This is a genomic window from Agrococcus sp. DT81.2 (genome assembly GCF_049844935.1).
Classification (GTDB): Bacteria; Actinomycetota; Actinomycetes; order Actinomycetales; family Microbacteriaceae; genus Agrococcus.
Window position 1 is genome coordinate 514,738 of record NZ_JBNCLZ010000001.1, and the last position, 13,743, is coordinate 528,480.

At 73.3% G+C, this 13,743-nt stretch carries 11 protein-coding genes; all 11 read right to left on the minus strand.

The window, feature by feature from the left end; translation table 11 throughout:
• Positions 1–5: 5 nt before the first annotated feature.
• The 11 genes from ACLQ21_RS02475 to hisF all read right to left on the minus strand — a co-directional run bounded on the left by ACLQ21_RS02475 (position 6) and on the right by hisF (position 13,730).
• Positions 6–1,460 carry a glutamate synthase subunit beta gene (locus ACLQ21_RS02475; RefSeq protein WP_425661111.1) on the minus strand — a complete coding sequence of 485 codons (1,455 nt, stop codon included), beginning with the start codon at positions 1,458–1,460 and terminating at the stop codon, positions 6–8.
• Complete coding sequence (gene gltB, locus ACLQ21_RS02480) at positions 1,453–6,030, minus strand: glutamate synthase large subunit (RefSeq protein WP_425661113.1); 4,578 nt, start codon at positions 6,028–6,030, stop codon at positions 1,453–1,455. The genes ACLQ21_RS02475 and gltB overlap by 8 nt, the downstream gene beginning before the upstream one ends.
• A 77-nt stretch (positions 6,031–6,107) precedes the next feature.
• Entirely contained in the window at positions 6,108–7,049 is a 942-nt protein-coding gene (gene lgt / locus ACLQ21_RS02485; RefSeq protein ID WP_425661411.1) for a prolipoprotein diacylglyceryl transferase, read from the minus strand.
• 230 nt (positions 7,050–7,279) lie between these two features.
• A complete protein-coding gene (trpA, locus tag ACLQ21_RS02490; protein ID WP_425661115.1) occupies positions 7,280–8,164 on the minus strand; it encodes a tryptophan synthase subunit alpha in 885 nt (294 codons plus the stop codon).
• The gene (gene trpB / locus ACLQ21_RS02495; RefSeq protein ID WP_425661117.1) at positions 8,161–9,405 is read right to left on the minus strand and encodes a tryptophan synthase subunit beta; all 1,245 of its coding nucleotides are present in this window, start codon (positions 9,403–9,405) and stop codon (positions 8,161–8,163) included. Before trpB ends, trpA begins: the two co-directional genes overlap by 4 nt.
• Positions 9,402–10,190 (minus strand): indole-3-glycerol phosphate synthase TrpC, encoded by a 789-nt coding sequence (gene trpC, locus ACLQ21_RS02500; RefSeq protein WP_425661119.1) that lies wholly within the window; start codon positions 10,188–10,190, stop codon positions 9,402–9,404. Before trpC ends, trpB begins: the two co-directional genes overlap by 4 nt.
• A 3-nt stretch (positions 10,191–10,193) precedes the next feature.
• Positions 10,194–10,460 (minus strand): DUF6704 family protein, encoded by a 267-nt coding sequence (locus tag ACLQ21_RS02505; RefSeq protein ID WP_425661121.1) that lies wholly within the window; start codon positions 10,458–10,460, stop codon positions 10,194–10,196.
• 51 nt (positions 10,461–10,511) lie between these two features.
• Positions 10,512–11,078, minus strand: coding sequence for a Trp biosynthesis-associated membrane protein (locus tag ACLQ21_RS02510; RefSeq protein ID WP_425661123.1), 567 nt, complete (start codon positions 11,076–11,078; stop codon positions 10,512–10,514).
• Positions 11,075–12,595, minus strand: coding sequence for an anthranilate synthase component I (locus tag ACLQ21_RS02515; protein WP_425661125.1), 1,521 nt, complete (start codon positions 12,593–12,595; stop codon positions 11,075–11,077). Before ACLQ21_RS02515 ends, ACLQ21_RS02510 begins: the two co-directional genes overlap by 4 nt.
• A complete protein-coding gene (gene hisI / locus ACLQ21_RS02520; RefSeq protein WP_425661127.1) occupies positions 12,592–12,972 on the minus strand; it encodes a phosphoribosyl-AMP cyclohydrolase in 381 nt (126 codons plus the stop codon). The genes ACLQ21_RS02515 and hisI overlap by 4 nt, the downstream gene beginning before the upstream one ends.
• The gene (gene hisF, locus ACLQ21_RS02525; protein ID WP_425661413.1) at positions 12,969–13,730 is read right to left on the minus strand and encodes an imidazole glycerol phosphate synthase subunit HisF; all 762 of its coding nucleotides are present in this window, start codon (positions 13,728–13,730) and stop codon (positions 12,969–12,971) included. The genes hisI and hisF overlap by 4 nt, the downstream gene beginning before the upstream one ends.
• Positions 13,731–13,743: the final 13 nt, after the last annotated feature.

The following is a 13,743-nucleotide window of genomic DNA, read 5'->3' on the forward strand; positions in this document are numbered from 1 at the left end:
CGCCGTCAGACCGCGGCGAAGGGCCGGTCGCTCGCGCGGACGGGCGCGGGCAGCTCGGTCGAGCCCTCGAGGTACGCGTCGACGGCGGCGGCCGCCGCGCGGCCCTCCGCGATCGCCCACACGATGAGCGAGGCGCCGCGGCCGGCGTCGCCCGCGACGAACACGCCGGGCGCATCCGTCGCGAAGTCGGGCCGGCGCTCCGGCAGGCCTCGCTGGAACGGCACGTCGAGCGCCTCGCCGATCGACGCATCCGCACCGGTGAAGCCGAGCGCGAGCAGCACGAGGTCCGCGGGGATCTCGCGCTCGGTGCCCGGCTTGGGCCGGCGCACGCCGTCGACGATCTCGGTGTCAGCGACCTTGAGCGCGCGCACCTCGCCTGCCTTGTTCGCCAGGAACTCGACGGTCGAGACGAGGTAGTTGCGCTCGCCGCCCTCCTCGTGGCTCGACTGCACCTCGAACACCGTCGGGTGCACCGGCCACGGCTGGTGCTCGGGACGCTCGGAGGGCGGCTGCACGCCGATCGCGAGGTTCGTCACCGAGAGCGCGCCCTGCCGGTGCGCCGTGCCGATGCAGTCGGCGCCCGTGTCGCCGCCGCCGAGGACGACGACGTGCTTGCCCGCCGCGGTGATCTGGTTGTCGGGCACGGTGCCGGCGATCGCGCGGTTCTGCTGCACGAGGTAGTCCATCGCGAGGTGCACGCCGTCGAGCGAGCGGCCGGGGATGTCGAGCTCGCGCGCGACGGGCGCACCGGTGGCGATGACGATCGCGTCGAAGCGCTCGCGCAGCTGCTCCCACGAGAGGTCGCGGCCGATCTCGACGCCGGCCCGGAAGCGGGTGCCCTCTGCCGTCATCTGCGCGAGACGCACCTCGAGCTGGCGCTTCTCGAGCTTGAAGTCGGGGATGCCGTAGCGCAGCAGGCCACCGATGCGGTCGTCGCGCTCGTACACGGCGACCGTGTGACCGGCGCGCGTGAGCTGCTGCGCCGCCGCGAGCCCGGCGGGGCCCGAGCCGACGACCGCGACCGTCTTGCCGGTGAGCCGCGCGGGCGGGTGCGGCTCGGTCCAGCCGTTCGCGAACGCCTCGTCGGCGATCGACTGCTCGATCGACTTGATCGTGACGGCCGGCTGGTTGATGCCGAGCACGCACGACGACTCGCACGGCGCGGGGCACAGCCTGCCCGTCAGCTCCGGGAAGTTGTTCGTCGCGTGCAGGCGGTCGCTCGCGGCCCTCCCCTCGCCGCGCCACGTGAGGTCGTTCCACTCGGGGATGAGGTTGCCGAGCGGGCAGCCCTGGTGGCAGAAGGGCACGCCGCAGTCCATGCAGCGGCCGGCCTGCCGTCGCAGCACCGCCTTGTCGCCGGGCTCGCCGATCTCGCGCCAGTCGAGGATGCGCACGGGCACGGGTCGCTTCTTCGGGAGCTCGCGCTCCGTCACCTTCAGGAATCCACGGGGATCAGCCACCGGTCACCTCCAGGATCTGCCGCCAGATGTTGTCCGAGTCGGGGTCGACGCCCTGCCGCTGCGCGTCGAGGCGGATGGATCGCACCATCGCCCAGTCGCGCGGCACGAGCTTGGAGACGCGCTGCAGGCCGCCGTCGAGCAGTCGCTGCGCGACGCTCGAGCCGGTCAGCTCGACGTGCCTCGCGAGGATCGCGCGCAGCTCGATCTCGTCCTCCTCCTCCAGGTGCTCGACCCGCAGCTCGCCCTGGTGGAACGAGTCCTGGTTGAGCAGCCGCTCGTCGAGGTCGAGCACGTAGGCGACGCCGCCCGACATGCCGGCGCCGATGTTGCGCCCGGTGGGGCCGAGGATGACGGCGATGCCGCCCGTCATGTACTCGAGCGCGTGGTCGCCGACGCCCTCGCAGACCGCGGTGGCGCCGGAGTTGCGCACGAGGAACCGCTCGCCCACGATGCCGCGCAGGTACAGCTCGCCACTCGTGGCGCCGTAGCCGATCACGTTGCCGGCGATCACGTTGTCCTCGGCGACGAGCGCCGCGTCCGCGGCGGGCTGCACCGTGACGAGGCCGCCGGAGAGCCCCTTGCCGACGTAGTCGTTGGCGTCGCCGTGCAGGCGCAGCGCGATGCCGCGCGGCACGAACGCGCCGAGGGACTGGCCGGCGGAGCCGCGCAGCGTGAGGTCGACGGTGCCCGGCTCGAGGCCGTCGGCGCCGGCACGCAGCGTCACCGCGTTGCCGAGCATCGTGCCGACGGCGCGGTCGGTGTTCGCGATCTCGAGGTCGAGCTCGAGCCGCTCCCCCGCGTCGAGCGCCCGCGCGAGCGGCTCGAGCAGTCGTGAGTCGAGCTGCTGCTCGAGCTCGTGGTCCTGCTCGGTCATCCGCCGCGGCGCTCCCTGCACGCCGACCGGCTGCGTGAGCACCGGTGCGAGGTCGAGCCCGTCGGCCTTCCAGTGCGCGATGGCGCGGTCGACCTCGAGCAGGTCGCCGCGGCCGATCGCCTCGTCGAGGCTCCGCAAGCCGAGCGACGCGAGCAGCTCGCGCACCTCCTGCGCGATGAACTCGAAGAACTGCACCACGAACTCCGGCTTGCCGGTGAAGCGCTGCCGCAGCGCCGGGTTCTGCGTCGCGACGCCCACGGGGCACGTGTCGAGGTGGCAGACGCGCATCATGATGCAGCCGGAGACGACGAGCGGAGCGGTCGCGAAGCCGAACTCCTCCGCGCCGAGCAGCGCGCCGATGATGACGTCGCGGCCGGTCTTCAGCTGCCCGTCCACCTGCACGCTCACGCGCTCCCGCAGGCCGTTCACCATCAGCGTGTGCTGCGTCTCGGCGAGGCCGATCTCCCACGGCGTGCCCGCGTGCTTGAGCGAGTTGAGCGGGCTCGCACCCGTGCCGCCGTCGTGGCCGGAGACGAGCACGACGTCGGCCTTCGCCTTCGCGACGCCGGCCGCGACCGCGCCGATGCCCGATTGCGACACGAGCTTCACGTGCACGCGCGCGGCCGGGTTCGAGCGCTTGAGGTCGAAGATGAGCTGCTTGAGGTCCTCGATCGAGTAGATGTCGTGGTGCGGCGGCGGCGAGATGAGGCCGACGCCCGCGGTCGCGTGCCGGGTGCGGGCGACCCACGGATACACCTTGCCGGGCGGCAGCTGGCCGCCCTCGCCGGGCTTCGCGCCCTGCGCCATCTTGATCTGGATGTCGTCGGCGTGCGACAGGTACATGCTCGTGACCCCGAAGCGGCCCGACGCGACCTGCTTGATCGCGCTGCGGCGCTCGGGGTCGAGCAGCCGGTCGACGTCCTCGCCGCCCTCGCCGGTGTTCGACTTCGCGCCCAGCCGGTTCATGGCGATCGCGAGCGTCTCGTGCGCCTCCTGCGAGATGGAGCCGTAGCTCATCGCACCCGTCGAGAAGCGCTTGACGATCGACGCAACCGACTCGACCTCGTCGATCGGCACGGGCTCCGCCGCGGCGCGCAGCCGCAGCAGGCCGCGGAGCGTCTTCAGCTCCTCGGCCTGGTCGTCGACGAGCCGCGAGTACTCGCGGAACACGTCGTAGCGGCCCGTGCGGGTCGAGTGCTGCAGCTTGAACACCGTCTCGGGGTTGAACAGGTGCGGGGCGCCGTCGCGGCGCCACTGGTACTCGCCGCCGGTGGTGAGCCGCTCGTGGGCGAGGGGCGCGCGCTCGTCGGGGTAGGCGGAGCGGTGGCGCAGCCGGTTCTCCTCGGCGATCACGTCGAGGCCGACACCGCCGAGCGGCGAGTGCGTGCCGGTGAAGTAGCGGTCGACGAGCTCGCGCGACAGGCCGACCGCCTCGAACGCCTGCGCGCCGCCGTAGGCGCCGACGGTCGAGATGCCCATCTTCGACATGATCTTCGTGACGCCCTTGCCGAGCCCCTTGATGACGTTGCGCACCGCGGTGTCGACGTCGGCGCCGAGCTGTCCGGAGAGGGCGAGCTGCTCGGCCGTCTCCATCGCGAGGTACGGGTTGACGGCGCTCGCGCCGTAGCCGATCAGCAGCGCGACGTGGTGCACCTCGCGCACGTCACCGGCCTCGACCACGATGCCGACGCGCATCCGGGTGGATGCCTTGATGAGGTGGTGGTGCACGGCGCTCGTCATGAGCAGGGTCGGGATGGGCGCGAGCTGGTCGGTGGAGTCGCGGTCGGAGAGCACGATGAACTGCGCGCCCTCGGCGATCGCCTCGTCGACCTCGCGGCACATCTCGGCGATGCGGCGCTCCATCGCCGTCGCCTGGATCGACGCCGGCCCGTCCTCCACGCGGTAGAGGCCCTTCACGACCACCGTGCGGCGCGAGCCGGGCGTGCGGTCGATCGAGCGAATCTTCGCCAGCTGGTCGTTGTCGATCACCGGGAAGTCGACGATGATCTGGCTCGCGTGCGACGGCGTGGCCGTCAGCAGGTTGCGCACAGGACCGACGCCCGTCGTCATGCTCGTCACGATCGACTCGCGCAGCGAGTCGAGGGGCGGGTTCGTGACCTGCGCGAAGGCCTGCGCGAAGTAGTCGAACAGCAGCCGCGGGCGGCTCGAGAGCGCCGCGATGGGGGTGTCGGAGCCCATCGCGCCGAGCGGCTCGGCGCCGGTCTTCGCCATCGGGGCGATGAGGATCCGCACCTCCTCCTCGGTGTACCCGAAGGTGCGCTGGCGGCGGGTGACGGAAGCGGCCGTGTGCGCGACGTGCTCGCGGTCGGGCAGGTCGGCGAGGTGGATGCGGCTCGACTCGAGCCACTCCCCCCACGGCTCCATTGACGCGAGCTCCTGCTTGACCTCCTCGTCGGGCACGACCCGGCCGGCCTCGGTGTCGACGATGAACAGCCTGCCGGGCTGCAGGCGGCCGCGCCGCACGACCCGGCTCGGCTCGATCGGCAGCACGCCGGTCTCGCTCGCGAGCACGACGAGGCCGTCGGACGTCTCGAGCCAGCGGCCGGGGCGCAGCCCGTTGCGGTCGAGCGTCGCGCCGACGATGCTGCCGTCGGTGAAGCTGATCGCCGCCGGGCCGTCCCACGGCTCCATGAGCAGCGAGTGGTACTCGGCGAAGTCGCGCAGGTCCTGCGGCATGTCCGGCTGGTTCTCCCACGCCTGCGGCACCATCATCATGATCGCGTGCGGCAGCGAGCGGCCGGCGAGCGTGAGCAGCTCGAGCACCTCGTCGAACGACGCCGAGTCGCTCATGCCGGGCGTCACGATCGGCTTGAGCGGGCGCAGGTCGCCGAGCAGCTCGCTCGCGAGCTGCGACTCGCGCGCTCGCATCCAGTTGCGGTTGCCCTCGACGGTGTTGATCTCGCCGTTGTGGGCGATCATGCGCAGCGGCTGGGCGAGCGGCCACGACGGGAACGTGTTCGTGGAGTAGCGGGAGTGGACGATCGCGAGCTTGGTCTCGAAGCGCTCGTCGCTCAGGTCGGGGTAGAAGGGCTCGAGTTGGAGCGTCGTCACCATGCCCTTGTAGGTGATGGTGCGGCTCGACAGCGACGGCAGGTACTCCCCCACCTCGCGCTCGATGCGCTTGCGCAGCCGCCAGGTGAGGCGGTCGAGCTCGAGTCCCGCGACCGGCGTGCCGGCGGCGGCGACGAAGAGCTGCTCGATGGCGGGCATCGCGGCCCTCGCGAGCTTGCCGAGCGCGTCGGGCACGGTGGGAACCTCGCGCCAGCCGAGCACGCGCAGCCGCTCCTGCCCGGCGATCTCCTCGATGCGCTCGCGCGCGGTCCGGCGGGCGTGGCCGTCGAGCGGCAGGAACGCGAGTCCCGCGGCGTACTCGCCGGCCTCGGGGAGGTCGAAGTCGACCACCGCGCGCAGGAAGGCGTCGGGCATCTGCGCGAGGATCCCGGCGCCGTCGCCCGTGCCGGCATCGGAGCCGACCGCGCCGCGGTGCTCGAGGTTGCGCAGCGCGTCGAGCGCGAGCGCAACGATGTCGTGGCCTGCCGTACCGCGGGTGGTGGCGACCATCGCCAGTCCGCAGGAATCCCGCTCGTGCCTCGGGTCGTACATGCCAGAGGCCGCCGGCAGGCCGAGGCCCCGCGAGGTGAAGGCCCCGTCCGAGAGGTCGCTGATGGTGCGCATCGTGCTCCTGTGCTGGAAGTGCTTGCGGTCGGAGCGGGACGCCGTCGGCCCGCGAGCGCGTCCAGGGACGCGCTGGACTACTTGGTAGCGGCCGCGGGTTGTGCGGCGGTGATCTCGACGTCGTCCTGGGTGCGGGACTCGGGGAGGTCCGTGTAGACGTCAGAGTCTACGGCACGGTCGGACTCCGGCTCGCGACCGGGCTGCCACGGCGACGGCTCGAGCCCCGGGTGGCGGCGAGTCTGCACCACCCACACGACGATGCCGACCGCGATGGCGAGGAACGCCATCCACACGTTGACGCGGATGCCGAGCAGCAGCTCGGTCGGGTCGACGCGGATCGTCTCGAAGACGGAGCGGCCGATGCCGTACCAGATCAGGTAGAGCGCGACGAGGCGGCCCCACTGCACGTCGCGCTTGCGGTCGAGCCACAGCAGCAGCGCGGCACCCAGCACGTTCCAGACGATCTCGTACGCGAACGTGGGGTGGAACAGCGTGTCGGCGGGCAGGCCGATCGGGAAGGCCGGGTTGGTCGCCTCGATCTCGAGGCCCCACGGCAAGGCGGTGGGCTGGCCGAAGAGCTCGTGGTTGAACCAGTTGCCGAGGCGGCCGAACGCCTGCGCGAGCAGCAGTCCGGGCGCGAGCGCGTCGGCGAAGGTCGTGAAGCGCACGCCGGTCTGGCGGCAGCCGATCCACACGCCGATCGCGCCGCCGATGAGGGCGCCGAAGATCGCGATGCCGCCCTCCCAGATGTAGAGCGCCGTCATCGGGTCGCGGCCGGGGCCGAAGTAGTCGTCGGGGTGCGTGGCCACGTGGAAGACGCGGGCCGCGACGATGCCGAGCAGCACCGCCCAGACGGCGATGTCGATGACGTAGCCGGCGTCGACGCCGCGCTGGCGGAGGCGCCAGCCGGTCAGCAGCGTCGCGACGACGATGCCGGCCAGGATGCACAGCGCGTAGGTCTGGATGCCCCACGTGGGGCCGACGATGCGGAGGAAGAGCGCGATCAGGATGCCCGACACGAGCGACCACACCAGCACCCAGGCAGCATCCCGCTTCGTCAGCCGCCCGGTGAGCGCCGACACGAGCAGCGCGACGACCGTGAACACGAGGCCGAGCACGACGCCGAAGAGGACGGCGGCCAGCACGGATCCCTGCACGAGCGGCAGCACGCCGATCGAGTCGAGCCACGCGCCGATCGGCACCTGCTGCCACTCGGGGCTGGGGCTGGGGAGGCTCTGGAAGACGGTGGTCACGCGGATGCGCCCTTCTCTGGGCTGACGGGGGCGGTGCCGGCCGAGGCGGTGCTCGACGGCGCTGAGGCTGCGGCGCCGGCCGGGCCGTCGTCGAGTGTACCGGCGGCGAGCGACGCGGCGAGCTCGCGCACGGCGGGCACGCCGTCGGCGCCGAGCGCGCGCACGAGCGCGGAGCCGACGATGGCGCCGTCGGCGTAGCTGAGCACGTCGCGCACCTGCTCCGCCGTCGAGATGCCGAGGCCGACGCAGCGCAGCGCCGTGGTGCCTGCGGCGTCGGCGCGCGCGGCGATCCGGTCGGCGAGCGCCCTGGCCGCGTCGTCGACGTCGGTACGGGCGCCGGTCGTGCCCATCGTCGAGACGGTGTAGACGAAGCCGCGGGATGCGGCGACGGCGCGGTCGATGCGCGCGTCCGACGACGAGGGGGCCGCGAGGAAGACGCGGTCGAGGTCGTGGCGGTCGGCGGCGGCGAGCCAGTCCGCGGCGTTCTCGGGCGTGAGGTCGGGTGTGATGAGGCCGGCGCCGCCCGCGGCGGCGAGCCGTTCGGCGAACCGCTCGACGCCGAAGCGCAGCACCGGGTTCCAGTACGTCATCACGAGCACGGGCACGTCCGTGCGCGCCGTGATCGCCGCGACGGCCTCGAACAGCTCCTCGAGCCGGAAGCCGCGCTCGAGGGTCGACTGGGTGGCCGCCTGGATGACCGGGCCGTCCATGCCGGGGTCGGAGTAGGGCACGCCCAGCTCGATCGCCGTGCAGCCGGCCTCGGCGATCGCGACGGCCGCCTCGACGCTCGTCTCGAGGTCGGGGAAGCCGACCGGCAGGTAGCCGATGAGCGCGCGGTTGCCGCTCGCGCGGATCGCGTCCTCGGTGCGGATGCGGCTCACTGCTGCTTCGCCTTCTCGTCGAGCACGTCGAACCAGCGGCCAGCGGTCGCGACGTCCTTGTCGCCGCGCCCGGAGAGCGAGACGAGCAGCGTCGAGCCGGGCGCCTCGCGCGCGAGCCGGAGGGCGCCGGCGATGGCGTGCGCCGACTCGATCGCGGGGATGATGCCCTCGGCGCGCGTGAGCGCGAGGAACGCGTCCATCGCCTCCGCGTCGCTCACCGGCTGGTACTCGGCGCGGCCGATGTCGTGCAGCCACGCGTGCTCCGGGCCGACGCCGGGGTAGTCGAGGCCCGCCGAGATGGAGTGCGACTCGAGCGTCTGCCCGTCGCCGTCCTGCAGCAGGTAGGTGCGCATGCCGTGCAGGAGGCCCGGCTCGCCCCGCTCGATCGAGAGCGCGTGGCGCTCGGTGTCGGCGCCGTCGCCCGCGGCCTCGAGGCCGATGAGCCGCACCTCGGGGTCATCGAGGAAGGCGTGGAAGATGCCCATGGCGTTCGAGCCGCCGCCGACGCACGCGAGCACCGCGTCGGGCAGCCCGCCCGTCATCGCGATGGTCTGCTCGCGCGCCTCCTCGCCGATCGCGCGGTGGAAGTCGCGCACCATCTCGGGGAAGGGGTGCGGGCCGGCGACCGTGCCCATCAGGTAGTGGGTGGAGTCGACGTTCGCGACCCAGTCGCGGAGGCCCTCGTTGATGGCGTCCTTGAGCGTGCGGGAACCGCTCGTGACCGGCACGACCTCCGCGCCCAGCAGACGCATCCGCGCGACGTTGAGCGCCTGCCGCTCGGTGTCGACCTCGCCCATGTAGACGACGCACTCCATGCCGAAGAGCGCGGCGGCCGTCGCGGTCGCGACGCCGTGCTGGCCCGCGCCCGTCTCGGCGATGAGCCGCGTCTTGCCGAGCCGCTGCGCGACGAGCGCCTGGCCGAGCACGTTGTTGATCTTGTGGCTGCCGGTGTGGTTGAGGTCCTCCCGCTTGAGCAGGATGCGCGCGCCCGCCTGCTCGCTCAGCCGCGTCGCCTCGGTGAGCATCGACGGCCTGCCGGTGTAGTCGCGGGACAGGCGAGCGAACTCGGCCTGGAACTCCGGGTCGACCTTGCACGCCTCGTAGCACGCGGCGAGCTCGTCGATCGCGGCCATGAGCGGCTCGGGCATGAAGACGCCGCCGTAGCCGCCGAACCAGGGCCCGTGCTGCTCCCGGAGCGGTGCCGTGCTCGATGCCTGCGTGCTGTCAGCCTGTGCGTTCATGCGGCCCTCCCGAACTCTGCGACGCGCGACTCGGGGTCGCCGTCGGTGACGAGCGCCTCGCCGACGAGCACGGCATCCGCGCCGTCCCTGCGGTAGCGGGCGACGTCGGTCGCGTCGCGCACGCCCGACTCCGCGACGGCGACGACGCCGGCCGGGATGCGCGCGCGCAGCTCCGCGAAGCGCTCGGGGTGCATCGAGAACGTCTTCAGATCGCGGGTGTTCACGCCGAGGATGCGCGCACCCGCGTCGAGCGCCGCGTCGATCTCGTGCTCGTCGTGCACCTCGACGAGCACCGACAGCCCGAGCCCGGTGGCGAACTCGTGCAGCTGGGCGAGGCGCGCCGGCTCGAGCGACGCGACGATCAGCAGTGCGAGGTCGGCGCCGAACGCGCGCGCCTCGAGCAGCTGGTACTCGTCGGCGATGAAGTCCTTGCGCAGCACCGGCAGCGACACCGCCGCGCGCACGGCGCGGAGGTCGTCGAGGCTGCCGAGGAAGCGGCGCTCCTCGGTGAGCACGCTGATGGCGCTCGCCCCGCCCGCCTGGTAGCGGGCCGCGAGCGACGCGGGCTCGGGGATGTCGGCGAGCGGGCCCTTCGAGGGGCTCGCCCGCTTCACCTCGGCGATGATGTGGGGGCCGTCCGAGTCGGGCTTGGGCGTGCCGAGGATGGCGGCGGCGTCGAGGGGCGCGGGCGTGGAGAGCGCGATCGTCTCCAGGCGGTCGGCGGGCAGCGCCGCGCGCCGCCGAGCCGCGTCCTCGAGCGCGCCCGCGGTGAGCGCGTCGAGCACGGCCTAGTGGTCCTTCGGGCCGAAGCCGGCGCGGTTGAGGATGGGCCAGAGCACCATGCCGATGAGGAGCAGGCCGGCGCTCGCCCAGACGAGCGTCGGCATGTCGAGGAAGAAGAACAGCGTGCCGAACGTGAAGGCGGCGATCATGACGAGGACGCTGACCCACGCGGCGCGCGAGTGGCCGTGCCCCGGGTCGGAGAACGACGAGTCCTGCTCGGCGATGGACAGCTCAGCTGCGTGCTGCTCGGTGATGCCGGTGCGTGCGCTCACGATGCTCCTCGGGTCGATCCTCCGGCGCGCTGACGCGCCACTGCCCCGAGTCTACCGAGTCGGGTCCTCGCCGTCGTCCATGACATCCCATGCCAGGCCCGAGCCGCTGCGCTCGTAGCGGGCGGCGCGGGACGCTCGCGCCGGCCATCGCCGTGCCGTGACGAGCACCCACACGCCGACCGCGGCGGCGAGCGCGCCGGCGGCGATGCCCACGATCGGCCACGCGGTGCTCGCGGTCGCCGCGAGCTCCGCCTGCTGCGCCGAGCCGGAGAGCCCGGTCGCGTCGGCCACGAGCGTGGCGATCGCCGCGTCCACGCCCGCTCGCGCGGTCGCCGCGTGCGTGGCGAGCAGCCCGCCGAGCAGCAGCGCGAGCGCGCCGAGCACGAGCCGCCAGATCGGGCCGGCGAGCGGCAGCACGAGCGCGAGGGCGACGGTCGCGAGCGAGAGCGTCGTCATCGCGCCGGCGGCGTCCTGCCCCGCGACGGCGAGCTCGCGGCCGTCGAGCAGCGTGGCGCTCCCCCACGGCTGGGTGGCGGAGAGCAGGCCGAGCGCGCCGGCGAGCAGCAGGCCGAGGACGGCGATCAGGCGGCCGCTCGGGGCCGACCGGCGCGCGCTCACGCGGGCCCGCGCATCGACGACGCGACCGCGACGGCCCGCAGCGGCGCCGCGGCCTTGCTGCGCACCTCCTGCAGCTCCGTCTCGGGGTCGCTGTCGGCGACGAGCCCTGCGCCCGACTGCACGTGGGCGACGCCGTCGCGCATCGTGACCGTGCGGATCGCGATCGCGAGGTCGGCGTCGCCGGCCAGGTCGAGCCATCCGACCACACCGCCGTACACGCCGCGCTGGGCGGGCTCGAGGGCGTCGATGATCTCGAGCGCCCGCGGCTTCGGCGCACCCGAGAGCGTGCCGGCCGGGAACGTGGCGCGGAACGCGTCGACGGCGGTCGCGTCGTCGCGCATGCGGCCCTCGACGGTCGAGACGATGTGCATGATGTGGCTGAAGCGCTCGATCGCCATGAGCTCGGTGACGGCGACCGTGCCGGGCACGCACACCTTCGCGAGGTCGTTGCGGGCGAGGTCGACGAGCATGACGTGCTCGCTGCGCTCCTTCGGGTCGGCGAGCAGATCGTCCGCGAGCGCGCGGTCCGCGGCCGCGTCGGCGCCGCGCGGCCGGCTGCCGGCGATCGGATGCATCGTCGCGGCGCCGTCGTGGACGGTCACGAGCGCCTCGGGGCTCGAGCCGACCACCGCGTAGGGGGCGCCCGCCGCGTCCTCGAGCGAGAGCAGGTAGAGGTACGGCGACGGGTTGAGCATGCGCAGCACCCGGTAGACCTCGAGCGGGTCGGCGTCGGTCGCGAGGTCGAAGCGGGCGGAGAGCACGACCTGGAAGACGTCGCCGTCGACGATGTGCTGCTTCGAGGTGTCGACCATGGCCCGGAAGTCGTCGGCGCTGACGCGCGCCGTCGGCCGGGGCTCCGCGTCGCGGTCGAGCGAGGCGAGCGAGCCGGCCTCCGGGCGGGCGAGGTCGGCTTCGAGCGCGTCGAGCCGTGCCTGCGCGTCGCGCCACAGCGCATCCGCGTCATCGACGCCGTCGTTGAGAACGTTCGCGACGAGGTGCGCCGCTCCCGTGCGGTGGTCGAGCACGACGAGCGTCGCCGCGAGCGACATCGCGATCGCGGGCACGTCGACCTCGCGCGGCGGCGCGTCGGGCAGCCGCTCGAGCTCGCGCACCGCCTCCCAGCCGATGTGGCCGACGAGCCCGCTCGTGAGCCGGGGCAGCCCGGCGATGCGGGGCGTCGCCCAGCGGCGCAGCACGTGCTCGACGGTCTCGAGCCCGAGCCGCTGCGCGTCGTCGCCGAGCAGCCGCTCGGCCGACACGGTCTCGGAGCGCCAGACGACCTCACCGCGGTCGGCGGTGAGCTGCCCGAAGGAGGCGACGCCGACGAAGGAGTAGCGGCTCCACACGCCCTGCTGCGCCGACTCGAGCAGGAACGTGCCCGCCCTGCCGCCGGCGACGCGCCGGTAGACGCCCACGGGCGTCTCGGCGTCGAGGAACACCTCGCGCACGACCGGCACGACTCGGTGCTCCGCGAGGAGCGCGTCGAAGTCGGCGCGGCCGGTCGTCCCGGCGGTCACGGCTGCTCCGCCGACGACGTCGCGCCGGGCGCTGCCCCGGCCATCGCGACGGGCGTGAAGAAGCACGAGTGCGCTCCGGTGTGGCACGCGGGACCGGACTGGTCGACGCGCACGAGCAGGGCGTCGCCGTCGCAGTCGATCGCGATCGAGCGGGGCACCTGGATGTTGCCGGACGTGTCGCCCTTCCGCCAGTACTCCCGGCGGGAGCGCGACCAGAAGGTGACGCGGCCCTCGGTCGCGGTGCGCCGCAGCGCCTCCGCGTCCATGTACCCGACCATGAGCACGTCGCCCGTCGCGTCGTCCTGGATCACGGCGGCGACGAGGCCGTCCGCGTCGAGCTTGAGCTCGGGCAGCTGCACCGATCTGGGCTCGCTCATCGCACCGTCACCCCCGCCTCGCGCATCGCGGCCTTGACGTCGCCGATCGTGCACTGGCCGCTGTGGAAGATGCTCGCGGCGAGCACCGCGTCGGCGCCCGCCTCGACGGCCGGCGCGAAGTGGTCGGGACCGCCGGCGCCGCCGGAGGCGATCACGGGCGTGGTGGCTACCGCCCGGACGGCGCGGAGCAGCTCGAGGTCGAAGCCCTCCTTGGTGCCGTCAGCGTCGATGGAGTTGACGAGCAGCTCCCCCACGCCGCGCGCGACGCCCTCGCGGGCCCAAGCGAGCGCGTCGAGGCCGGCGCCGCGGCTGCCGCCGTGCGTCGTCACCTCGAAGCCGCTCGGCATCTCGGGCGCGCGACGCACGTCGAGCGAGAGCACGAGCACCTGCGAGCCGAAGTCGGCCACGATCCGGTCGATGAGCGCCGGCTCGCGGATCGCCGCGGAGTTGACGCCCACCTTGTCGGCGCCGTGCGCGAGGAGTCGAGCGACGTCGTCGCGGCTGCGGACGCCGCCGCCGACCGTCAGCGGGATGAAGATCTGCTCGGCTGTGCGCTCGACGACGTCGAGCATGGTCCCCGCCTCGTCGACGGTGGCCTTGACGTCGAGGAACGTGAGCTCGTCGGCGCCCTGCTCGGCGTAGCGCGCGGCGAGCTCGACGGGGTCGCCCTGGTCGGTGAGGCCCTGGAACTGCACGCCCTTCACGACGCGGCCGTGGGCGACGTCGAGGCAGGGGATGACGCGGGTGGCGAGCATCAGCTGAGGCCCGTCA